The following is a 22,477-nucleotide window of genomic DNA, read 5'->3' on the forward strand; positions in this document are numbered from 1 at the left end:
TTTGATTAAATCTGATGAAATGTCACTTCAGGGCGGCTTCCGACACGGATATTTACGCCGGTTTGTCCCAAGCCTTCGCTGATATAAAATGGTTTATCGTGATGATAATGAAGGCCTTTAATCATGTTCATCCGCACGAGCTTGCCCATTTTCACCAAATGATACGGTTTTGGCCAGTGAATTTGCCCGCCGTGAAAATGCCCTGACAGCAGGTAATCATAATGAACATCTTTCATATCCAGAATAATATTTGGGTCATGTGTTAAGACAAGATGATAGCCATTTTCCAGACTTTGATAAGAGCCGGTGATATTACTCCGATTCGTACTGTAATCATCAATGCCGATAATATTGACTGGCCCTGCAGCCGTCTCGATTCGAACATGTTCATTTTGCAGCGTGATACAGCCGTTTTCCTCTAAAACTCGCTTCAATCTCTGAAAGTCCTCTTCTTTTAATACATAATCGTGGTTACCGAACACCGCGTACATTCCATATGCAGGCTTCAGCTTTTGCAAGGCGTTCAAGTAACCTGCCAGCTTCGGAATATTACGTTTCCGATCAAGAAAATCCCCGGTAAGAGCAATGATGTCCACAGGCTGATCTTTTGTTAAATGATACAGCTCCTCAGGTGAGACTGAAATGTTTTCCAAGTGAAGATCTGATAAATGAAGGATATTTAATTTTTTTCTGGCTGGAAGGCCGTCTTTTTGGTCGATTGAAATGGTGTTGACTTTCACATCTTTTGTATTGCGGTTCGCTTTATATAGAAATGGCACAAATACGAGTATGGCCAATGAAAGTAAGATTGTAAACAAAATATATCCCCTCCCTTCTATCAGTATAGTAAGTGATCAAGCCCTATGGATAGCGGGAATTAATGGGTAGAGACAGGTTGAAAAACGGATTGTCATATGATGAATGATTTGGAAGGGAAAAGGGATAATAAATTTTGACACATGAGGCAGAACATGCCGACGGAGTCAGAATAACAAATGGATGTGTAAGCAATGTTACGATTGATGAGACAACAAAAAAAAGAAACATATTATCTCTGGATCGCATTATTTCTTCTTTTATTGTATGTATCCCCGCTTTTTATTTTAAAGGAAGATGCCCATATCCGGGTCCACGATAATTTAGATTCCAACATCGCTTGGTACAAGGTTCTGGCCGATAGCGGAGAAATCGTCGGCAAGGTTGACGCTGCCATTCCGCAAATCATTAACGGGCTGCCCCGGGATGCCTTTGGCACCGAGTGGAGCGGAATTGTTTGGCTCCATGCTTTCTTTTCTTCCATGACCGCCTATGCAATAAGCCAGACGGTTACAAGAGTTGTCGCTTTTTTTGGAATGTATGTGCTGCTGAAGAAACATATAATCCCGGAACCAAAAGCGGCTTTCATCCGAATTGGCGTATCGCTTGCATTTGCCTTAACACCGTTCTGGCCTTCGGGAATGCTGAGTACGCTTGGGTACCCTTTGGCACTGTGGGCTTTTTTAAATATCCGAAAAGGGGATATCTCATGGAGAGAGTGGCTGACGCTGGGCTTGCTCCCTCTATACTCAAGCTTTGTTCTAGGCTTCTTCTTTTTCCTGGCAGGGATGGCGTGTTTTTGGCTGTATGATGCCATTACAAAAAGAAGATGGAATTTGATGTTCTTAGGCAGTATTGCATTTATGACGAGTATCTATCTTTTCGTTGAATATCGGCTTGTCTATTCGATGCTGTTTGAACACGCACCGATGCATCGTATCGAATTTATCTCATCCAGGCATGACGTTTGGCATTCTCTTCGGCTATCCGTAAAAAACTTTGTCTATGGCCATAATCATGTGATGACCGTTCATACCGTTGTCATCCTTCCGATCCTGCTGGTCGTATTTGCTGCTCTGCTGTTCAAACGAAATCGGACAAAGCCAGAAAATGTTTATCTGTTTTTATGTGTGCTTAATTACGGATTGTCATTATGGTATGCGTTTTGGTTCAACAAAATTTGGGCTGTTCCAAAGCAGAAATTTGCCTTTTTAGCAGAATTTAATTTTGCCCGTTTTCATTTTCTTCGGCCGCTTGTTATATACGTGAGCTTTGCGCTTGCTTTATATCTCATTTGGCGGATGGGGAAAGGATGGAAATGGCTTGTGTACGCCGCAGTCGCTGCACAGCTGATGGTGTTGGCGCCTTTTAATGAAGAATATACGTATGGCGTTCATTACAACGCGCCGACATTCAAGGAGTTTTATGCATCGGAGCAATTCAAAGAGATTAAGGAATATATCGGACGTCCGCAGGATTCGTACAGGGTGGCGAGCATCGGACTGCATCCGTCTATCGCCCAATATAACGGGTTTTATACGTTAGATACGTATAACAATCTGTATCCGCTTTCATATAAATATGAATTTAGGAAAATCATCGAAAAAGAGCTGGAAAAAAATTCTCGGCTGAAACAATACTTTGATGAATGGGGCAGCCGCTGCTACCTTTTTGTCGATGAACTCGGTAAACGATATGATTTCAAAAAGAACTCGAAGAAAACGATCAACAACCTTCAATTAAATACAGATGTATTTAAAAAAATGGGCGGACGGTACATTTTTTCTTCAGTTCCGATCATGAATGCTGAACAAAACCATCTCGCGCTCGTAAAGACGTTTGACCATAAAGATTCCGCCTGGCGCATTTATTTATATGAAACAAGATAAGGAGGATATCGATTGAAACAGTCACAGCCAGTATTAACCATCGTCGTCCCGTGTTTCAATGAAGAGGAAGTGTTTCAAGAAACAAGCCGTCAGCTGACAGAGGTTGTAGATGATTTAATTGAAGAAAAATTAATTGCTGAAGACAGTAAAATTCTGTTTGTCGATGATGGCAGCAAAGACCGCACTTGGGCTTTAATTGCTATGGAGAGCATAAGAAACAAGAAGGTTACCGGCTTAAAATTAGCCTGCAATGTCGGCCACCAAAAAGCGCTTTTAGCCGGACTGCATAAAGCGAAGAATAGGTCAGACTGCGTCATTTCGATCGATGCTGATCTTCAGGACGACATCTCTGTGATCCGGGATTTTATGCTGAAATATCATGAGGGCTGCGAGATCGTTTACGGTGTACGCCGGAGCAGAAAAACCGATACCTTTTTCAAGCGCACGACCGCGTTAGGGTTTTATCGTCTCATGAATAAACTTGGGATTAAATTAATTTATAATCATGCTGATTTTCGTTTAATGAATAAAAGGTCCCTTGAAGAGCTTGAGCGTTATCCGGAAGCGAATCTGTTTTTAAGAGGTATTGTCCCCATGATCGGCTTTAAATCGGCCGAAGTTTTGTATGACCGCAAGGAACGCTTTGCCGGCAAAACGAAATATCCGCTGAAAAAGATGCTATCCTTCGCTTTTAACGGGATTACTTCATTCAGTGTCGCACCAATTCGATTCTTTACGCTTTTAGGGTTTGTTTTGTTTTTCCTCAGCGCTGTGGCAGGGATTGGCGCGTTTATTCAAAAGCTGCTCGGCCATACGAATGCAGGCTGGGCGTCTCTTATCATATCCATTTGGTTTTTGGGCGGGCTGCAATTGATGGGAATTGGAATCATCGGAGAGTATATTGGAACGATTTTTTCTGAAGTGAAAAGACGGCCGAAATACGCGATTGATATTGATTTGTATAATGAACAGCTGAGCCCGCTTCAGCGCCAGGAAAAAGAGCGGTTAGAAAAAAAGTACAGTTAAACACGGAAAGAGCTGACTTCATTAGTCAGCTCTTTTTCTTCAACTGATGCAATATAGCGCTAAGCGGTTCGTCTTGCGGGTTGCGGTAAAAATCAAAAAATGGGCAGCCCTGCTTCTTAATTCGATCGATGACCGTATCAATTGTAAACAGAGCGGGTGTTAAAGATGATTGCACCTCATGCCAGTAGAGCGGGGCTGCAACAGTCCCAAGCTCATTTCCTCTCGTCGAATAGGGACAGATAATCGTTTTTCCTTCTGCATGCTGCAAATAATCAAGATACAATTTGCAGTGTCTGTTTTTAATCAAGCGTTCAGTGGTAAAGAGCTCGGGAAATGCATTGGTGCAGTACTCTGCGATCAGCTGCGTAAATTGGCGTGTTTCTTCATACGTAAATGCCTCGGGAGACAAGGGAATATAAAGCTGGATGCCTTTGTTGCCGGACAGCTTCGGGTACGATGTGATGCCAAAGGAATCCAACAGCCGCTTCAGTTCATTTGCGGCCTGCACGGCCATAAGAAAGTCATCTCGCGAAGGCGGGTCTAAATCAATGACAATCTCAGCCGGACGCCTGCTTTTAATGGTTTGAAAAGGAACGTGAAACTCCAAAGCAAGCTGGTTGCAAAGCCATAACAATGTAGACATATCCTCACAGACAATATGTTCATGGCTTCCATCATAGAAGGACTGAACAAAATCCGGCGCATAGTCCGGCTTGTTTTTTTGGAAAAATGATTCGCTCCTAGATCCATGCGGATAGCGGATGACGGTGACAGCCCGGTTTTTCAGAAATGGGAGCAGGTAGTCACTGACTTCAATCATATACTGAATAAAATCTTCTTTTGTTTTTTTATTCTTTTCAAATATGATTTTATCCAGGCTTGTGAACTGGAGTTTTGGGTGAACCGGTTTGGAGTGTCGTATGACTTGCGCATACGTGCATTCGGTCCAGTCCATTTGGAATTCGAAACCGATAAACGATACCTCTCTTAATGTGCCATGGAGAATTGTTAAGTATTGAACAGCTGCACAAATCGAAGGTTCAAGCTTAAACTCGCCTGAGGGTGTTTGATGTCCGTGCTGTTCCATAATCTCGCGTATAGCGCTTTTTTCCTCATCGCGCATTCCGTGCGAGACAGAGGCAATCGGTGTCATTATTCCGTTTTTTAACACCGATACCGTCAGAAACCCGTTGTTAGGGTTGAACCCTGTTATGCAAACATAAGCTTGTTTAAAGTTTTTATATTTGAGCCAATCGGACGACCGCTTCTTTTCAAGCCATTTGCTGTTTGTTTTCTTCGCTACAATTCCTTCTCCGTCATATTTTATTACCATCTCCCAGAGTTGATCAAAATGATCATAACAGGGAATGGATTGAATGGTTTCTTTTGCGTAAGGATCTGGAGATGCAGGAAGCTTTGCTGCGGATATGAGTTCACGCAGCGATTTTTTGCGGTCCAAATACGAAAGAAGCGTTACATCTTCTCCGCTTCGCTCTAACAAATCAAAGGCGAGAAAGCAGCACGGCCGCGCGTTTGCCGATTCCTGAATCTTGTCTGGCCTTTTCAAACGCCCCCGCACTTGAAGGTGTTCAAAATCTGCACGACAGGGATTCACCAAACATACGATTTCACCGTCAAGTGTCAGCGGAAGCTCTTTTTCTAGGTGCTGAAAGGCAGTTTTGGCGAATTGTGTGATTTCAGGGAAGGTGCTGCTGAGCTCCACACCATTTCTGCTGGTTAAGGTCACACCTGAAGAATGGATGCGGAGAATACAGCGGTACCCATCATATTTTACTTCGTAACGCCATTCTGCTCCGATTGGCGGTGACGAAGTTAAGACCGGCTGCATGGTAAACGCCATGCGCTATGATGTGCCGGAGGCTTTTTTTCTAGTTGTTTTTTGTTTTTTATCTCCGGCTCCTTTCGGTTCAGCGGCTTGTGCAGGTGCGGCAGCCGGTGTCTCCCGGTTCGGCCTTCTGGTTCTGTCGATGCTGGCTTGCAGAGCGCTTACCAGGTCAATGACATCTTCACGAGGTGGCGCTTTATCAGGAGTGACAGCCGTTTCTTTATTTTCTAGCTTGTCGTTGACTCTTTGCAGCAGCGCCTGTCGGTACGTGTCTTCATATTTCTCAGGCTCAAACTTAGCAGTCAGTTCATCTATTAATGTGATAGCAGTTTGCAGTTCCTTATCGTTTACATTCGATTGATCAGGTACACCTGGGACTTGAGCGGCGCTTCTGACCTCATCGGGATAATGGATAGACTCCATGACGATACAATTTTCATAAACGCGGAGAATCGCCAGCTGCTGCTTTGACCTGATTGTCATATTGGCGATACCGATCTTTCCGGTTGAGCGCAGCGCCTCACGCAGCAGGGTATAGGCCTTCGTCCCATTATCCCCGGGGCCGACAAAGTAGGAGCGGTTAAAATAAATCGGATCAATTTCCTGAAGCTGAACAAAGTCAACAATCTCAACTGCTTTCTCCTCATGCTCCTGTTTTAAGCTTTTTAAATCTTCGTCTGTCAGCACTACATATTTTCCTTTTACATATTCATATCCCTTCACAATTTCATCAGGACTAAGAGTTTTTTCGCAATTTGTGCAAACTTTCTCGTATTTGATTGGTGCGTGATCCTCTTTATGGAGGCTGCGCAGTTTAATATCTTTATCTTCTGTGGCCGCATATAGCTTGATGGGGATGTTTACTAATCCGAAGCTGATCGATCCCTTCCACATTGTATGCATATCGATAAACCCCTTTTTTTCTTTAGTGTGAAGAGAAGGAGTACGATTCATGTGTAGTAACTTATGGGTGAAAAAAAGCCGGCGCTGTTATTGCGACGGCTGTTCAATAATGAATTGTTCGAATTGTTCCGGAGGTATTGGCCTGCTGAAAAAGAAGCCCTGCAAATGGTCGCAGCCTTTTTCAAAAAGAAGCTGCTTTTGAGCTGCATTTTCCACACCTTCGGCAATCACCTGCAAAGACAGCTGATGCCCCATGGCAATAATAGCTCCGGTAATTTGCTCTGATTTAGGATGGGTCTGAATATCGTCAATAAATGATTTGTCAATCTTCAGCCTGTGAATCGGGAAGTCCTTCAAATAGCTAAGGGAGCTGTGACCAGTACCGAAATCGTCAATACTGATTCTGATTCCTAATTCTGTAAGAGATGACAAAACCTTTTTGGAGTGATCGAGATTGTCCATTGTCATGCTTTCCGTCACCTCCACTTCAAGAAGCTGCGGAGGAAGCTGGTATTTATTAAGCGTATCCTTGATGAGGGGAATCAGATCTTCGGATTGGAACTGTCTGGCGGAAATATTAATGGCGACAGAAAGATCATAGCCTTTGTCGTGCCAAATCCTTGCCTGCTTGCATGCTTCATCTATAATCCACTTTCCGATATCAATAATAAGTCCCGTTTCTTCTGCGACACCGATGAATTCTCCGGGCGGACGCAGTTGCCCGTCTGGTGTCACAAGGCGTATCAGTGCTTCTGCTCCTGTCATTTTTTGTTTTTTTACACTGAATTGCGGCTGATAATGCAAGACAAATCTATCGTTTTCGATTGCTTCTCTGAGTACCATCTCTTGGTTAAGCTTGACGGTTTCTTTGTTGCCGATTGAAAAAGAATAGTATCTGTATTTGCTTTTGTTTCGTTCTTTAGCCGCATACATCGCCATATCAGCCTTTTTCATCAATTCAAGGCCATCCGTCCCGTCTTTTGGAGATATCGCAATCCCGATACTGACAGATGTGACAAGGGTGTGATCTTGAATCTTGAAAGGTTTTTTGAATATTTGGATAATTTTTCTTGCTAAAACATCTGCTTCGCCTGTTCCTGTATTGGCGTCTGTTAATATAATAATAAATTCATCACCGCCAAGACGGGCGATAAATCCGTTATCAGGGACTACAGATGACAGGCGTTTAGCTGCAAACTGAAGCAGTTGATCACCGACATTATGCCCTAATGCATCGTTAATCACTTTAAACCGGTTTAAGTCGAGAAAGAATACAACGGTGTTATAATGCAAGGAATGCTCGCGATTCAGCACCTTTGTTAGATGAGAGATGGCATGCCTTCTGTTAGGTAAGTCTGTAAGTGAATCATAATGAGCCATTCTATGGATTTCTTTTTCTGCTTTGTACTGCTTCGTCATGTCTTTGCAAATGACATAAATGCTGTCTAGTTCCTGATTGACCTCAACAGGTATAAGCGTAATATTTAAGTGGAACTGGCCTTTTTCAGTGATAAGATCGCTATCGCTGTTCATCGCTTGTTTATCTTTTTTAACTTGCTCAAAAAGGCGCTTAATCTTCTGTGATGTATAATTCCTCCAGTCATGCATGCTGAAGCCAAATTTGCTGATCATTTCCTCACCAGCGTGATTGGAAGATATTATGTCTCCTTCTAATGATAAAATAAAGATTGCATCAATATTGTGGACGATTAAAGACTGAAATCGCTGTTCGTTATCCTTTATGCGTTCGCTCTGTTTAATAAACTTTCGATCTGCATGGGAACTGAATAACAATAACGTTTGGATACAAAAAATAATTAAAGTAACAAAAATTGACCAATGAAACGTTTGCACCTCCATATGGCTTCCGGGCGGAGCCATGTTCTTATGGAAAGTTGCCGCAAGCATCCCTGTGTAGTGCATGCCCGAAATCCCAATACCCATTACAATTGAACTGATGACTTTATAGAATATAAGATGCTCAGAATGTTTTTTCACGGCCAAGTCAAAGAATATTTTTAACGAGACGAAAGAGGCTGCAATCGCAATGATAATTGAAACTGTAAATAAAATCGGTTCGTAAACAATCATTACCCGGGAAATGGCAGACATTCCGATATAGTGCATAGAAGCAATAGATGCGCCAAGCACAACTGATCCGGTAAGCAGTCTGTAATATGTAAGAATGTGCCGGCTGACAAAATATAATGACACAAATGATCCCGAAACAGATGCGCCAATGGCTGCCATTAAAGGCATGAATTCATATTCCATCGGCATTTCCATATGGACGGCCATCATCCCTACAAAATGCATTGACCAAATACCGAATCCCATAATAAGTGAGCCGCCGATCAGCCAAATTTTACTTTTTAAGCCTGTATTGATGGTGACTTTCCTTGAAAGTTCAAGGGAAATATACGAGGCGGTACAGGCAATTAGAATAGATAAACATATGAGCGTCGTATTATATGTAACGTGTATTTCCAAATGGAGATTCCCCCCGTATCGTGTGTTCCAGTCTTGTTGACTCTCTTTATTATCGGCTGCTTAACCGCAGAGTTTCAGCCTTCAAAACGATAGAAATACGAGGGAGATCTATTTTTAGTTCAACTGACCGTGAAAAATGTGTTAAAATCATCTTGATGTTTTCCGAAAAAACAAAAATGTATGATACATAAACATGAAACAAGGGAGTTGGTGGCTATCGAAGAGCTGGTTATGTCATGGATTGAAGCATTTAAAAGCTTATCTTATTTTGGAATATTTCTAGCGCTCAGTATTGAGTTTATCCCGGCCGAAGTCGTCTTGCCGCTTGCGGGCTATTGGGTATCTAAAGGCGATATGACACTTGCCGGCGTTGTTTTGGCAGGATCGCTTGGGGGAGTGGCCGGTCCGCTTACGCTGTATTGGATAGGCCGGTACGGAGGAAGGCCGTTTCTTGAACGTTTTGGGAAGTATCTCTTTATTAAACCTGAAGCGCTTGATAAGTCAGATAATTTTTTCAAAAAACATGGGGGCTTTGTCGCCTTCAGCGGCCGTTTCTTGCCTGGTATCAGGACATTGATTTCCATACCGTGCGGAATTGCAAAAATGAATGTTTGGGTGTTTTCGCTTTATACATTCATTGCTATGCTTCCGATTACATTTGTATATGTTTATCTCGGTGTGAAGCTCGGTGAAAATTGGAAGGAAGTCGGCTCTATTCTTGATCAATATATGCTTCCGATCGGGATAGCGATTTTGGCGCTTTTCCTGCTCTACTTACTGATGAAAAAGAGGAAGAAACGCACGCACTCCGAACAATTATCTGTATTTTTGAAAAATAAACGTTGACAAATCATTGCGCTCCGCATATCATTGACGTATAAAATCATATTTCTTGAAATCCCAAAGGGGAGTAGCGTCCGGAATGTATTCCGGAAACAAAGTCGTCATTTCATGGATTGTATCCATCGGCTTTGTTGGCATGCCTGAATTCATGTCTAGCAAGACCTTTGCCTTATGTCGGCAAAGGTCTTTTTTGCATGGTCCGGCCGGCATAAGATCGGATGAAGAGAAAGAAAACAACTTTTTTGGGAGGGTATCATTTATGGATGCAGCATTATTATTAGAGTATGGTTGGGTTCTTCTCGTCTTGATCGGGCTGGAAGGGATTTTAGCCGCCGATAACGCGCTGGTTATGGCGGTAATGGTAAAACATTTGCCGGAGGAAAAAAGAAAAAAAGCGTTATTTTATGGATTGGCAGGGGCTTTTGTTCTGCGATTTGGCTCTTTATTTGCAATTTCTTTCTTGGTCAACGTATGGCAGGTTCAAGCGATTGGCGCGATCTATTTGCTGTATATCTCAGCAAGCCACTTATTGAAAAGATATGTATTTAAGAAAGAAGACACACATAAAGAGACGAAGCAAAGCGGTTTTTGGCCGACTGTTTTAAAAGTTGAACTGGCAGATATCGCGTTTGCTGTTGATTCCATCTTAGCAGCAGTAGCGCTGGCGGTTACACTTCCTGGGACATCACTCCCGAAGATCGGCGGACTTGACGGAGGACAATTTCTCGTCATTTTGGCCGGCGGTATCATCGGACTGGTGATCATGCGGTTTGCGGCTTCCATGTTTGTGAAGTTATTAAAGGAACGTCCAAGCCTAGAAACAGCAGCCTTTGTGATTGTCGGCTGGGTCGGAGTGAAGCTTGCTTTATATACGCTTGCCCATCGCGACATAGCGGTTGTTTCTGAGCACTTTATCCATTCTGGAACATGGAAGCTGATATTCTGGGGTGTCTTAGCAGCAATCGCGGTTTGCGGCTGGTTTATGTCAGGTGGGAAAAAACAGCCGGAGGGTGCACAAAACGAACTAAAAAACAGCACCCGTGAACGGGCATAATCTGAAAGACTCTGCTTAAAAGCAGAGTCTTTTTGTGTTTGAAGCGTTTTCATAAGCGAAATAAAATAACATTTTTATAACATCTTTGTTACAAAAAACACGCATTAAACCCCCTTAATTCTTTAGAAAGGCACGAAAACATGTATAGGACGTCAGAATGGTTTGTCATAATTGAGACATTGGAAATCAATATTTCTTTTTCTCCTTTGCGAATCCCTATCAAATTAGCTATCATTAATGAGTAGTTATAGGGAGGAACTGAGGTGAAACCAGTGCTTAGCCTTTTGTTTAAATTGGGAAAAAAGAAGCAAACACTTGAAAAAGCTGTTGAGAGTATACAAAAAGGCAATAAAGATCTGCAAAATGAATTAATACAGCAATATAAGCCATTTATCGCAAAGACGGTTTCATCCGTTTGTAAACGATATATAGATGAAAAAGACGATGAGTTCAGTATTGGACTGATCGCGTTTAATGAAGCTATAGAAAAATATTCACCTGAAAAAGGAAATTCTCTGCTCGCATTTGCTGAGCTTATTATAAAAAGAAAAGTCATTGATTACATTAGAAAAGAAGCCAGAAGCGCACAAAATATAAATATCGATTTACAGGAAGGAGACGATCAGGAGTCATCACAAAGCCTGATTGAAGCCGAGCTTTCCATAGATGAATACCGCCGTCAGATTGAACAGGAGCAGAGGCGGGAGGAAATCCTCTATTTTCAAAAGCAGCTCAAGGATTATGGTTTATCGTTTAAAGAACTGCTTGAAAATTCTCCAAAGCACACGGATGCAAGGCAAAACGCCATAAAGGTGGCAATGACGCTTGTTGAACATGAAGAATTGGCCGCTATCCTGTATACAAAGAAGCAGCTTCCAGTCAAACAGCTTGAACAGCTTGTCTCTGTGAGCCGAAAAACGATTGAGAGAAACAGAAAATATATTATTGCGATGTGTATTATCATTACGGGTGATTATATTTATTTAAAAGATTATCTTAAAGGGGTGCTGCACTCATGAGAAGAGGGATTATAGTAGAGAAAAATAAAAAATTCGTCACGTTGCTGACCCCTGACGGACAATTTTTAAAAGCCAAAAATGATCGACACAGCTATGAAATCGGAGAAGAAATCATGCTTCCGAGTGAAACACGCATGGGCAGAAGGGCCAGCTTTTTTGATTTTTTTAAACTGCGCCCTTTCAAAATGGGGATTTTTACGATGACTGCTATTATGCTCTTTATTTTTATAGTTCTCCCCGTTTTTTCTAATAATAAGGCCTATGCGTATATGACAATTGATATCAATCCAAGCGTCGAAATGGCGTTAAACAGCGATTATGAAGTGATTGAACTGACGCCTCTAAACGATGAGGGACAGAAAGTCGTGAATGATATAGATGATTGGGAGAAGACTGATTTTAAAAAGGTGATTGACGATATTATAACCGACTGCAGTGAACACGGGTATGTAAAGAAATCGAAAGAAATATTGATTTCCACTGTTTATGAAAACACAGAAGACAATACATATAAAAAGGCTGTGAAAAAACAGCTGAATGATGTGACTGAAAAATATAAAACGACATACCGCATGGAATCTCTCGAGTCAGATATGCAAACGAGGGAAAAAGCGAAGAAAGAAGGCGTCTCAACAGGCAGCTACATCAAATCAAATGAAAAGAATGACAATAAAGATTTAAAAGATGACTCCAGCAAACCATCCGGGGAAGAGGATCAAAAGAGTGATGAAAATGAGGATGAAAACACCGATCAAACTGACACCCAGGACAGCAAGCAAGGAGATAATGAACAGCTGAATGATGCGGATTCCGGAGACCAGAAAGAAGAGAAAGCGGATGACCAGATTGATGATAGTGACCAAGATAAAAAAATAAAGGAATCAGATGAAAATACAAATACCGAAAAAGATGGGGACCATGAGCAAACCCCAATACAAGATCCTCAAGATAAAGGAAATGAAAATAACGGCGCTGACAAGGGTCAAAGCCAATATCACAGGGACTGGAACAATGGTGAACAAGGCAAGAACCGTTCTTCGTCCAGAAGGGATAACGCTTCAGACCGACGTAATCCAAACGGCTACAGCAGTGATAATCATTCAGCTCAAAATGAAGATTCGCCGAGTGCCCCCGGCGAATAAAGACCTGAATTTATTTAGTTGTGCCATTTAATTGTGATTGTGCTTGCTGTACCAGCCGCTTTGTCATTTCTCCGCCTACAGAGCCGTTAGCGCGTGCGACTGTATCAGAACCAAGGTTCACACCGAATTCTTGAGCCACTTCGAGTTTAAATTGGTCTAGTGCCTGCTCCACCCCTGGAACAACGAGTTTATTTCTGCTCGCCATCTTTTTCATCTCCTTTTTCGATAAAGAAATTCTTAACGCGTATTTAGTTTGAAATATACGGGGTTTATTTATGCTGGCAATTGTTGTGGAGAAAAATAAAACCCCGGCCTCTAAGCCGAGGTGACGCAGACTATAGAATGTCTGCTGTCATTTTATGTGCGGTTGCCTGAATATGGAACGTCAAAATGGAGAGGACTGTAATGGCGATAATTTGTCTGATTTTAAGCCATTGGCTGTCATTCAGTTCTTCAAAACGGTGACGGAGACGCTCTGTCTCCTGTTCGGCGATCTCCTGCAGATTTGATTCTTTCATAGAAGGAGTATCTTGGTGATGGATGGCATCAAGCACATATGCGCAGCTTTCATAATAAGCAATCGGGCTGATGACATCATCAGATCTGTCTGAGATTGTGTTAAAGGCCACTTTTAAAATAGCCCGTATGTGTTCAAAGTCATAAATGGATTTTAAATCACGTACAATTAAAAGAATAACTGCCTGTTCAACTGAGTATTTTTTGCCCAGCTCAGGGTGTCCGATCAGATCTTTGATATCACGCTTTACCCAGTTTTGAATTGCGGTTGACTTTAACGAAGTCAGCTCGCATAAGTTGCCAAGCTCTACGATTTCATTTGTAGACAGTCCGTATTCTTTTTTCTGTTTTTTTCGTTCATATCTTGTAAGAAATTCAGGAATTTCTAGATGATTGGCTGCTTTTTCTGCTGACATGTTCGCTGATTGGACGAGAATGTCGAGCGGGCTATGTTCTCCTTGTCCTTTTAGGGAATAGAGCAGCCGCACCATATCGGTTCGAGAGAGTTTAAAAATGTTCATTGTTCACCTCTTTAAACAATTTGACGCGGATATAGGTCTATGTATAAGTTCAAAATTCAAGCGTCAGCAAATTACATTAACATCATACGTCGAATTCCTTGCATTTTCAAATGGATGTTTTATAATTTAAATATACGGGTTCTTTTGAACTTAAAATAACGGAGGTTGTTATGGCGAAAAGAATTTTTCTGTTTATTCTAACGAATATTTTGGTGCTTACAACAATCGGGATCGTTTTGTCTGTTTTAAGCTCTGTTACAGGAGTCGGGACGTACTTTACAGCTGATGGCGGTATCGATCCAATGGCGCTTCTTGTGTTCAGTTTAGTCGTTGGATTTGTCGGTTCCTTTACGTCTCTTGCGATGTCCAGATGGATGGCAAAGACGATGATGGGTGTCAGAGTGCTGAATCCGAAAAAACACTCGCTCAGCTATGAGGAACAGCAATTGGTTGAACGTGTTCACAGATTAAGCCGCTCTGCCGGTTTAACGAAAATGCCGGAAGTCGGGATTTACCGTTCACCTGAAGTAAACGCGTTTGCGACTGGACCGTCAAAACGCCGTTCACTTGTCGCAGTATCGTCAGGGCTGCTGGAGCAGATGGATGACGCAGCGGTTGAAGGTGTGCTTGCCCACGAGGTCGCGCATATCACAAATGGTGATATGGTAACAATGACGCTTTTACAAGGTATCGTTAATACCTTTGTCGTCTTTTTATCGCGTATCGCTGCTTGGATAGCAAGCCGTTTTGTCAAAGAAGATCTAGCGCCGATCGTTCATTTTATTGCAATGATTATTTTTCAGATTGTCTTTTCGATACTTGGCAGCCTGGTTGTGTTTGCGTATTCACGCCATCGTGAATTCCATGCTGACAGAGGAGGAGCGGATCTTGCCGGCAAGGACAAGATGATTCATGCGCTGCGGACGCTTAAAAGCTATTCTTCCCGGATTATGGAAGACGATCAGACAGCTGTCCAAACGTTAAAGATTAATGGCAAGAAGCGCTCTTCACTTTTCTCTACTCACCCTGATTTAGATGAGCGAATCAGACGGCTGGAAGCTAAATAATACAAACACATTGTTCCTCTGAGAGAATTCTCAGAGGTTTTTTATTTTATCCATTGACTAAAATCATAAAAAAATAAGCAAGTTAAGAAAATGTTTCGTAAAAGCCTTTAAAAATGGACCTAATATCTTTAGAATAATTACCGTACTTAAAAAGAGAGGCAGAAGGATTTTACATGAGATTAAAGTTTGGAAAATTGATACAGGCCTTGTCACCGGCCCAGCTGATCGCATTATATTATTTTCTTGCAGTTACTGTGGCCGTTATATTGCTGAGTTTGCCGGCGGCCCATAAACCGGGGGCGGATTGGACGTTTATTGATGCGCTTTTTACAGCTGTCAGTTCAGTCAGTGTAACGGGACTGACAGTTGTTGATACAGCTGATACATTCAGCACAATAGGGATTTTTATATTAGCATTTGTTCTGCAATTTGGCGGAATCGGAATTATGACGCTCGGAACGTTCATTTGGCTGATCATGGGAAAACGAATCGGGCTGAAAGAACGGAAGCTGATTATGGTTGATCAAAACCAATCCCAGTTTTCAGGAATTGTCAATCTGATGAAGCAGGTACTGTTTCTGATCTTGTGGATTGAATTTTTTGGCGGGCTGATACTCGGCACATATTTCTTAACCTACTATGACTCCTATCAGGAAGCCTATTTACACGGATTTTTTGCCAGTATCAGTGCAACGACAAACGGCGGGTTTGATATTACCGGTAATTCGATGATTCCATTTCGCCACGATTACTTTGTGCAGTTTATTACAATGCTTTTAATTATATTTGGAGCGATTGGATTTCCCGTGCTTGTTGAAGTAAAGGATTTCCTGTTTTCAAAGCATCGGCGTTATCCATTTACGCTTTTTACAAAGATCACGACGATTACGTTCGGCTCACTTGTCTTGTTTGGAGCCATTGGCATCTTTGCCCTGGAAGCAAACCATGCGTTCGCAGGAAAATCATGGCATGATATTTTGTTTTTGTCCCTGTTTCAATCAACGGCAACCCGAAGCGGGGGACTGGCAACAATCGATATCAGCCAATTATCAGATTCCACACTCTTTTTTATTTGTGCGCTGATGTTTATTGGAGCGTCGCCAAGCTCAGTCGGGGGAGGCATACGGACAACGACTTTTGCTTTGAACCTTCTTGCGCTGTTTCATTTTGCCCGCGGCAATAAGGCCGTAAAGGTATTCAAACGGGAGCTTCACCCTGCTGACTTGATGAAGTCGCTTGTTGTCACGATGATGGCGATCCTGCTCGTTTTTGGCGCGACACTCATTCTGACCATTACAGAAAAGCATTCCCTGCTGGAGCTTTTGTTTGAAGTGTGCTCGGCATTCGGTACAACCGGCCTGTCGCTTGGAATTACGGCAGATTTGAGCAGTGTTGGAAAATGCGTCATTATGATTGTCATGTTTATCGGGCGAATCGGCATCCTGACCTTCCTGTATCTGATCGGAAGAAAGGAAATTGAAGCGAATTATCACTATCCGAAAGAAAGAGTGATTATCGGATAGGCAAAACACCGCATATTTTGCGGTGTTTTTTGATTGCCAAAAAAAAGATGTGTGCCTCCTGTTCAGTTGGAGAACCTAACTTCGACAGGTGCAATTTACGCTCCTGCATCTTAAAATGTCTGAAAATTGGCGAGGAGGATTCGTATGAAGCGTAAAGCTGAAGTGAATGAAGCCATTAAAAATAACAATACACCTACCGAGAGCATGGACCCTAATTCATATAAGACACAATATCATGATGACCCCAATTTTAGAGGGGCAAACCGCAATTCCAAACAGGGCCAGCAGGGAGGCATGTAATTGTGAAGAAAAACCGTCATAGCAAAGACATGCAAAATCATAAAAAACCTATGAATAAAAAGGTGCTGGAGGAAGAGTTCTCAAGTGAACTTGGGGATTACAATGCCGGGAAGATCATCGAAACGCTGGAAGTCACCAAGCCTGAAAAGAAAAAAGAAAAAAACAAAAATAAAAAACACCAATAAAAAAGACCTCTTAGGCGGCGTCCGCTTAAGAGGTGCTTTTCTATTTTAAATAAGCATTTTTGCCCGTTCCTCTGACAAATTGCAATAAGCTGGTCATCCTCAGCTCAATGAAGGGCTGAGCGACTGTCTTAACAAAGTTGCTGGAGAGGACTGATGTCAGGGCTGCTGTTAAAAGCAAGAGGATCACTAAGCTTTGATAGTCAGTAAGCCAATCCTCAAGCCCGACCTGTCGTAATGTCTTAATAATAAACCCGTGAAGCAGATACACGTAAAATGTCCGGGTTCCCCATTTGGTAAAGAAATACCGTTTTTGCGGAACAAGCGCTAAAAAGCTGAAGGTTGCCCCAAAGGCGAGTACATACCAGCCGATTCGGGATAGTCCGCTTACCAGGGTAACGTCTCCAAATGAAGAATACGGTTTTGAACCAAACAGAAAAGAATAGTCAAAATCGATGCCCCAGCAGATGACGAATACTGCGGCAAGCACTCCGAGCGCAATTTGTTTGCCGCGTTTTGATCTCAATAAATCAAAATGATGTTTATTTAAATAAAAACCGACAAGGAACATCGGTAAGAATACGAATGTCCGTGACAAGCTCAGCGTGCTGCTGACAAAGTCCAGATAACCGATCAGCACGGCGATTCCGCAGCTGACAAACAGCGCCCACTGCTTTGAAAGCTTTGAAAAAGGATATAGGAGCAGGTTCCAAAAGAATAAGCTTACAAGAAACCATAACGACCATTGCGGATCAATCGGGTTCACATTTGCCATGCTTTCATCTTGCATAATGTAATAAAAGACGGAATAAATGATTTGGAAAATCAAATACGGAATAATCAGCTTGACCGCCAGCTTTTTTACATATCCCGCCCGTTTAAAGCCTTTCGCGAAATAACCGGATACAAGAATAAATGCAGGCATATGGAATGTGTAAATGAACTTGTAGAGGTAGAGCATAAAATGATTATCATTAATAAAGGAACGAAGGATATGACCGAATACAACAAGGAATATCAATAAAAATTTTGCGTTATCGAAATAACTGTCCCGCGATTTACTCATAGCATCACCTTCTCTTTCATCAGTCACTAAGAGATTATTCCCTGCTGGTACATATTTTAAAATAAAAGATGAAAAAGGAATCTAAAAAAATGCTGATTGTTAGGTCGATGTAAAGTGATGGTAAGGATCGTAGAAAATGTCTTCGTAATGTAATGGCGCTGAAATTTTCTGAAATTTATAGGGCAAATGAAGGAAGTTCCCGCATTTTGTAGAAATATTGAGGGATAGGTTTTGAAGAAGGAGTGTACATGCATGGAAACTCTTGGTGTCCAGACAAACTCGGAGCTGCGAGAGGAACTGAATCGCCTCAAAGAAGAAAACGCGCGACTGAAAAAGGAATTGAATCAGCATCAAGTGATTGTCAACAATACGCTCGATGCTATTTTTATTTGTGATAACGAAATGCGGATTGTTCAGGCAAATGAAGCAACAGAAAGGATGCTTCAAGTTGACTCGGAAGATTTGAAAAAGCGTTCTGTTTTGGATTTTTTGTTTTCAATCCCAAAGGATGAACTGAATCTTTCCGTAAAGAAGTTTTTTAAAAAAGGCTTTCTATGGAAGGAGGTTCCGATCAGGCTTGATTGCGGGGCAACAAAATACATAGAGTTTCTGGCCAAAAGAGGCATTGGTGAGGATTTCTTTTTTGTTGTCATGAGGGACATATCTTCTAAGAAGATTCTGGAGCGGGAATTCTCTATGAATGAACAGCTTTTTAAGGACTTGTTTGACAGAGCAGTTGACGGAATCGTCCTGTTTGATAAAGATGGCGGTTTTATTGATGCCAATTTGTCCTTTTGTAAAAGCTTTGAAATCAATCATAATGAGCTGTCTCATTTATCGTTGTATGAGTTCATAGACAGCGGCTCACGAAAAGATTTCGACAATATCTGGAAGGCGCTCAACCGCAAGGGAAAAGCGAAGGGGGAGCTGCCTGTCAAGCTTCGTTCAGGAGTTCAAAAACTATTTGAATTCACGATTACATCAAACATCATCAGCGGTTTTTATATGTCCATTATGAGGGATATCACAGAGAAGCGGTCTATGGAGCTACAGCTCTTTAAAAGTGAGGAGCGCTTCAGAGAAATCTTTGAAAATGCAATGGACGCCATCATCATCTGGTCGAATGACGGAAGAATCGTAAAAGCGAATCAATCAGCCTGTAAAATTTTTGAGCTGCCGATGAATTTGCTGTTGAAAAGAAAGCTGTGTGATTTTCTCGTTGACTCGCAGCAGAAATACAGCATAACGAAGAGGAAATACGCAAAATACGGAGAGATCAGAGAAGAGCTGCTGTTTCAAATGGGGAACGGCCAATTCAAAGAGCTTGAATTTACTTCAAAACGGACAATCCTTGAAAATCAGCATTTGACGATCTTAAGAAATGTAAGCGACAGAAAGCGGATGGAAAAGGAGCTTCGGGAAAGCGAGCTGAAATTCAGAAAAGTGTTCAACGGCTCAATGGACGGCAATGTATTGTTCGACAATCAATACAGGATCATTGACGCCAACCCGTTAGCAAGCCATATTTTGGGACTGTCACATGAAGAGATAAAACAGCACAGCTTGTTAGATATTATTTCTGCTTATGAAATAGAAAATCTGGCATCACCGGCAAGGCAGATTAATTTTGATGAAATGGACAACGAAATTCCATTTTTGCTGAGCAGCGGTGATAACAGAAAACTCGAATTCTCATTTAAACGGAATATTATTCAAAATATGAACTTGGCTATCTTTAAAGACGTAACAGAGCGAAAAGAATTGGAGGAACGCCTGCGCAAATCAGATACCCTTCATGTTGTCGGCGAACTCGCAGCCGGCATTGCTCATGAAATCAGAAATCCGATGACTGCTCTTAAAGGCTTCATTCAGCTTCTGAAAGGGAGTGTCGAGGGAGACTACGCCCTTTACTTCAACGTGATCACCTCAGAACTAAAGCGCATCGAATCCATCATCACCGAATTCTTGATTTTAGCTAAGCCCCAGGCCATTATGTATGAGGAAAAACATGTTACCCAAATTATGAGGGACACGATAGACCTTCTAAATGCGCAAGCCAATCTCAGCAATGTACAAATGCAACTTGATTTAATTGACGACATTCCCCCGATTTACTGTGAACCGAATCAGCTGAAACAGGTTTTTATAAATATATTAAAAAACGCCATCGAAGTGATGCCTGACGGCGGAAATATTTTTGTAACGATAAAGGCATTGGATCAAGATCATGTTCTAATCTCCTTAAAAGACGAGGGAATCGGAATGACAGAAGATAAATTAAAGCGACTTGGTGAACCGTTTTATACGACAAAGGAACGGGGAACTGGACTTGGGCTTATGGTAAGCTATAAAATTATTGAAGAACATCAAGGCGAAATTATGGTAGAAAGTGAAGAAGGGAAGGGCACCGTTTTCCATATTACGCTTCCTGTCAGACAGAATGCTGAAGAAAGAAGGAATGATGAATGAACTACTATACGACAGCCGAAACGCCGCTCGGTGAACTTATCATTGCCGAAGAGGAGGACCGGATCACTCGTCTATTTCTCAGTCAGGAAGATTGGGTGGATTGGAAAGAAACGGTTCAGAATACTGAGCACAAGGAAACACCTAATCTTGCAGAAGCGAAACAACAGCTTCAAGAATATTTCGCAGGCGAAAGGAAGACATTCTCCCTGCCGCTCAGCCAAAAGGGCACTCCTTTTCAGCAAAAAGTGTGGCAGGCGCTGGAGAGGATTCCATATGGCGAATCCCGAAGCTATGCGGATATTGCCGCTGCGGTCGGCAGTCCGAAAGCGGTGCGCGCTGTCGGACAGGCTAATAAACGTAACGACCTGCCGATTTTTGTCCCGTGCCACAGAGTGATCGGCAAAAACAGTGCGTTAACAGGATACGCCGGAACCAAAACGGAGATCAAAGCATTTTTGCTAAACATCGAGCGAATCTCCTATAAAGAAAAATAAAACATATGGCACGTTCCCTTTTTTCACGGCCGACATATCATTTTATTAAGTTAAAAAAGTTGGTCTGATGAAAAAGGAGGACAAAGCAATTGAAGCCGAGCCGCTCTGAGAAACTTGCCGTTTTTGCCGAACTGTTTGTGAAACTGCATATCTTATCAAGCGCTCAAAAAGATGAAATCATCAATGTTAACAAAAAGAAACAAAAAAACCGCTGACTCGGCTCCAAATGAGCAAAGTCCGGCGGTTTTTTAATGCACCTTTTCTCCTCTAAACAGCTGTTCAATCTCTTCTTCATAGTTTCCGGTCATAATCCCTTTTTCTGTGATGATTCCTGAAATGAGATCATGAGGTGTAATGTCGAAAGCGGGATTAAAGACAGGCACATTGGATGGAGCGGTCCGAACTCCGGAAATCTGCCTGACTTCCTCGGGATCCCGTTCCTCTATCGGGATATCAGCGCCGCATTTGACCTTTGTATCAAATGTAGATAAAGGTGCGGCGACAAAAAACGGAATATCAAAGGCGTTTGCTAAAATAGCAAGACCGTATGTGCCGATTTTATTTGCCGAATCACCGTTCTTTGCAATTCGGTCGGCTCCGACGATAACAGCGGAAATTTGTTTTTCCTTCATCGTATGGGCGGCCATGCTGTCTGTGATCAGAGTGACATCAATGCCCCCCTGCATCAGCTCCCAAGCAGTAAGGCGTGAACCTTGCAGGACAGGCCTTGTTTCACAGGCATAAATGTGCAATCCCAAATCTTTTTGTTTGGCCAAGTAAAACGGAGCTAGCGCCGTTCCATAGCGGCTTGTCGCGATTGAGCCGGCATTGCAGATTGTCATGATCCTGTCGCCTTTTTTGAAAAGCTGCAGGGCGTTTTGGCCGATCAACCGGCACGTTTCCTCATCCTCGACCTGAATCTGAATGGCTTCATGGACAAGGTTTGTTTTTGCTTCATTTACGGAAATCGCGTTTTCGACCGAATGACTCAGTCTCTCAAGCGCCCATGACAAATTAATGGCGGTAGGCCGTGAGCTGTTTAAATATTGTTTGATGTCTTCCAGTCTGCGGCGGAATTCCGTGACATTATCTGTTTCAATGTTTTTGGCAGCAAGCGCCAGTCCGAAGGCAGCCGTAATGCCGATCGCCGGAGCGCCCCTTACTTTGAGCGTGACAATCGCATCAAATACATCCTCTTTCGTCGTCAGCTCCAAATATTCCGTCTCATCAGGAAGCTTTTGCTGATTTAAAATGGTAATAGCTGTTTCTTTCCATTCAACAGAACGTGGAACAGCAAATGAATGGGTCATG

At 42.3% G+C, this 22,477-nt stretch carries 21 protein-coding genes and 1 riboswitch; of the genes, 13 read left to right on the forward strand and 8 right to left on the reverse strand.

Annotated features, from left to right (window positions below):
• Window positions 1-5: 5 nt before the first annotated feature.
• On the reverse strand, window positions 6-818 hold the full coding sequence (locus MKY50_RS07405; protein ID WP_003245342.1) for a metallophosphoesterase: 813 nt from the start codon (window positions 816-818) through the stop codon (window positions 6-8).
• Between the two features lie 192 nt (window positions 819-1,010).
• Here MKY50_RS07405 and MKY50_RS07410 point away from each other — a divergent pair, with 192 nt between their 5' ends.
• Both MKY50_RS07410 and MKY50_RS07415 read left to right on the forward strand, forming a co-directional pair.
• Window positions 1,011-2,705 carry a DUF6044 family protein gene (locus MKY50_RS07410; protein ID WP_014479610.1) on the forward strand — a complete coding sequence of 565 codons (1,695 nt, stop codon included), beginning with the start codon at window positions 1,011-1,013 and terminating at the stop codon, window positions 2,703-2,705.
• Between the two features lie 12 nt (window positions 2,706-2,717).
• Window positions 2,718-3,731 (forward strand): glycosyltransferase family 2 protein, encoded by a 1,014-nt coding sequence (locus MKY50_RS07415; RefSeq protein WP_015252230.1) that lies wholly within the window; start codon window positions 2,718-2,720, stop codon window positions 3,729-3,731.
• A 25-nt stretch (window positions 3,732-3,756) separates the two neighbouring features.
• On the opposite strand, the gene MKY50_RS07420 is transcribed toward MKY50_RS07415, so the two are convergent.
• From MKY50_RS07420 to MKY50_RS07430, 3 genes are all read right to left on the reverse strand, one after another.
• Window positions 3,757-5,592, reverse strand: a complete 1,836-nt coding sequence (locus MKY50_RS07420) for a DNA ligase D (RefSeq protein ID WP_038427615.1) — start codon at window positions 5,590-5,592, stop codon at window positions 3,757-3,759.
• A gap of 3 nt (window positions 5,593-5,595) precedes the next feature.
• Complete coding sequence (ku, locus tag MKY50_RS07425; protein ID WP_003245346.1) at window positions 5,596-6,480, reverse strand: non-homologous end joining protein Ku; 885 nt, start codon at window positions 6,478-6,480, stop codon at window positions 5,596-5,598.
• Window positions 6,481-6,567: 87 nt separating this feature from the next.
• Entirely contained in the window at window positions 6,568-8,970 is a 2,403-nt protein-coding gene (locus MKY50_RS07430; protein WP_341116429.1) for an EAL domain-containing protein, read from the reverse strand.
• Between the two features lie 180 nt (window positions 8,971-9,150).
• Here MKY50_RS07430 and MKY50_RS07435 point away from each other — a divergent pair, with 180 nt between their 5' ends.
• From MKY50_RS07435 to rsgI, 4 genes are all read left to right on the forward strand, one after another.
• The gene (locus MKY50_RS07435) at window positions 9,151-9,816 is read left to right on the forward strand and encodes a DedA family protein (protein WP_024572507.1); all 666 of its coding nucleotides are present in this window, start codon (window positions 9,151-9,153) and stop codon (window positions 9,814-9,816) included.
• Between the two features lie 47 nt (window positions 9,817-9,863).
• A riboswitch (yybP-ykoY riboswitch) is annotated at window positions 9,864-9,967 on the forward strand.
• 105 nt (window positions 9,968-10,072) lie between these two features.
• A complete protein-coding gene (locus MKY50_RS07440; RefSeq protein WP_445662040.1) occupies window positions 10,073-10,867 on the forward strand; it encodes a TerC family protein in 795 nt (264 codons plus the stop codon).
• A gap of 263 nt (window positions 10,868-11,130) precedes the next feature.
• The gene (gene sigI / locus MKY50_RS07445; protein ID WP_003245855.1) at window positions 11,131-11,886 is read left to right on the forward strand and encodes an RNA polymerase sigma factor SigI; all 756 of its coding nucleotides are present in this window, start codon (window positions 11,131-11,133) and stop codon (window positions 11,884-11,886) included.
• Window positions 11,883-13,028, forward strand: a complete 1,146-nt coding sequence (gene rsgI, locus MKY50_RS07450) for an anti-sigma-I factor RsgI (RefSeq protein ID WP_015252225.1) — start codon at window positions 11,883-11,885, stop codon at window positions 13,026-13,028. Before sigI ends, rsgI begins: the two co-directional genes overlap by 4 nt.
• A 10-nt stretch (window positions 13,029-13,038) precedes the next feature.
• Here the strand turns inward: rsgI and sspD are convergent, their stop codons facing one another.
• Both sspD and htpK read right to left on the reverse strand, forming a co-directional pair.
• The gene (gene sspD, locus MKY50_RS07455) at window positions 13,039-13,233 is read right to left on the reverse strand and encodes an acid-soluble spore protein SspD (protein ID WP_003218568.1); all 195 of its coding nucleotides are present in this window, start codon (window positions 13,231-13,233) and stop codon (window positions 13,039-13,041) included.
• Window positions 13,234-13,363: 130 nt separating this feature from the next.
• The gene (gene htpK / locus MKY50_RS07460; protein WP_015252224.1) at window positions 13,364-14,065 is read right to left on the reverse strand and encodes a transcriptional regulator HtpK; all 702 of its coding nucleotides are present in this window, start codon (window positions 14,063-14,065) and stop codon (window positions 13,364-13,366) included.
• 170 nt (window positions 14,066-14,235) lie between these two features.
• On the opposite strand from htpK, the gene htpX reads away from it, so the two are divergent.
• The 4 genes from htpX to MKY50_RS07480 all read left to right on the forward strand — a co-directional run bounded on the left by htpX (window position 14,236) and on the right by MKY50_RS07480 (window position 17,140).
• Complete coding sequence (gene htpX / locus MKY50_RS07465) at window positions 14,236-15,132, forward strand: protease HtpX (protein WP_029317707.1); 897 nt, start codon at window positions 14,236-14,238, stop codon at window positions 15,130-15,132.
• Between the two features lie 173 nt (window positions 15,133-15,305).
• Window positions 15,306-16,655, forward strand: a complete 1,350-nt coding sequence (ktrD, locus tag MKY50_RS07470; protein WP_003244672.1) for a Ktr system potassium transporter KtrD — start codon at window positions 15,306-15,308, stop codon at window positions 16,653-16,655.
• A gap of 144 nt (window positions 16,656-16,799) precedes the next feature.
• Entirely contained in the window at window positions 16,800-16,955 is a 156-nt protein-coding gene (locus tag MKY50_RS07475; protein WP_003232510.1) for a hypothetical protein, read from the forward strand.
• A gap of 2 nt (window positions 16,956-16,957) precedes the next feature.
• Entirely contained in the window at window positions 16,958-17,140 is a 183-nt protein-coding gene (locus tag MKY50_RS07480; protein ID WP_029317708.1) for a hypothetical protein, read from the forward strand.
• Window positions 17,141-17,180: 40 nt separating this feature from the next.
• Here MKY50_RS07480 and MKY50_RS07485 read toward each other — a convergent pair whose 3' ends face one another.
• Complete coding sequence (locus MKY50_RS07485) at window positions 17,181-18,203, reverse strand: acyltransferase family protein (RefSeq protein WP_003245573.1); 1,023 nt, start codon at window positions 18,201-18,203, stop codon at window positions 17,181-17,183.
• Between the two features lie 252 nt (window positions 18,204-18,455).
• On the opposite strand from MKY50_RS07485, the gene kinE reads away from it, so the two are divergent.
• The 3 genes from kinE (at window position 18,456) to MKY50_RS07500 (ending at window position 21,381) form a co-directional block, all read left to right on the forward strand.
• Window positions 18,456-20,672: a sporulation two-component system sensor histidine kinase KinE gene (kinE, locus tag MKY50_RS07490; RefSeq protein ID WP_003232504.1), complete on the forward strand. Its 2,217-nt coding sequence runs from the start codon at window positions 18,456-18,458 to the stop codon at window positions 20,670-20,672.
• Complete coding sequence (gene ogt, locus MKY50_RS07495; RefSeq protein ID WP_029946306.1) at window positions 20,669-21,166, forward strand: methylated-DNA--protein-cysteine methyltransferase; 498 nt, start codon at window positions 20,669-20,671, stop codon at window positions 21,164-21,166. The genes kinE and ogt overlap by 4 nt, the downstream gene beginning before the upstream one ends.
• Before the next feature lie 89 nt (window positions 21,167-21,255).
• Window positions 21,256-21,381: a hypothetical protein gene (locus MKY50_RS07500; protein WP_003232500.1), complete on the forward strand. Its 126-nt coding sequence runs from the start codon at window positions 21,256-21,258 to the stop codon at window positions 21,379-21,381.
• Between the two features lie 33 nt (window positions 21,382-21,414).
• Here the strand turns inward: MKY50_RS07500 and mtnA are convergent, their stop codons facing one another.
• Complete coding sequence (mtnA, locus tag MKY50_RS07505; protein WP_032721416.1) at window positions 21,415-22,476, reverse strand: S-methyl-5-thioribose-1-phosphate isomerase; 1,062 nt, start codon at window positions 22,474-22,476, stop codon at window positions 21,415-21,417.
• Window position 22,477 lies beyond the last annotated feature (1 nt).

The sequence above is a fragment of the Bacillus sp. FSL R7-0685 genome, assembly GCF_038002425.1.
Lineage (GTDB): Bacteria > Bacillota > Bacilli > Bacillales > Bacillaceae > Bacillus > Bacillus subtilis.

Excerpts from the sequence above, each read along its gene's own strand:
- mtnA (WP_032721416.1), bottom strand. The coding sequence starts at position 22,476 with ATGACCCATTCATTTGCTGTTCCACGTTCTGTTGAATGGAAAGAAACA.
- MKY50_RS07435 (WP_024572507.1), top strand. The coding sequence starts at position 9,151 with ATGATACATAAACATGAAACAAGGGAGTTGGTGGCTATCGAAGAGCTG.
- MKY50_RS07420 (WP_038427615.1), bottom strand. The coding sequence starts at position 5,592 with ATGGCGTTTACCATGCAGCCGGTCTTAACTTCGTCACCGCCAATCGGA.
- ktrD (WP_003244672.1), top strand. The coding sequence starts at position 15,306 with ATGAGATTAAAGTTTGGAAAATTGATACAGGCCTTGTCACCGGCCCAG.
- ku (WP_003245346.1), bottom strand. The coding sequence starts at position 6,480 with ATGCATACAATGTGGAAGGGATCGATCAGCTTCGGATTAGTAAACATC.
- sspD (WP_003218568.1), bottom strand. The coding sequence starts at position 13,233 with ATGGCGAGCAGAAATAAACTCGTTGTTCCAGGGGTGGAGCAGGCACTA.
- MKY50_RS07440 (WP_445662040.1), top strand. The coding sequence starts at position 10,073 with ATGGATGCAGCATTATTATTAGAGTATGGTTGGGTTCTTCTCGTCTTG.
- htpX (WP_029317707.1), top strand. The coding sequence starts at position 14,236 with ATGGCGAAAAGAATTTTTCTGTTTATTCTAACGAATATTTTGGTGCTT.
- ogt (WP_029946306.1), top strand. The coding sequence starts at position 20,669 with ATGAACTACTATACGACAGCCGAAACGCCGCTCGGTGAACTTATCATT.
- MKY50_RS07475 (WP_003232510.1), top strand. The coding sequence starts at position 16,800 with ATGAAGCGTAAAGCTGAAGTGAATGAAGCCATTAAAAATAACAATACA.
- kinE (WP_003232504.1), top strand. The coding sequence starts at position 18,456 with ATGGAAACTCTTGGTGTCCAGACAAACTCGGAGCTGCGAGAGGAACTG.
- htpK (WP_015252224.1), bottom strand. The coding sequence starts at position 14,065 with ATGAACATTTTTAAACTCTCTCGAACCGATATGGTGCGGCTGCTCTAT.
- rsgI (WP_015252225.1), top strand. The coding sequence starts at position 11,883 with ATGAGAAGAGGGATTATAGTAGAGAAAAATAAAAAATTCGTCACGTTG.
- MKY50_RS07485 (WP_003245573.1), bottom strand. The coding sequence starts at position 18,203 with ATGAGTAAATCGCGGGACAGTTATTTCGATAACGCAAAATTTTTATTG.
- MKY50_RS07410 (WP_014479610.1), top strand. The coding sequence starts at position 1,011 with ATGTTACGATTGATGAGACAACAAAAAAAAGAAACATATTATCTCTGG.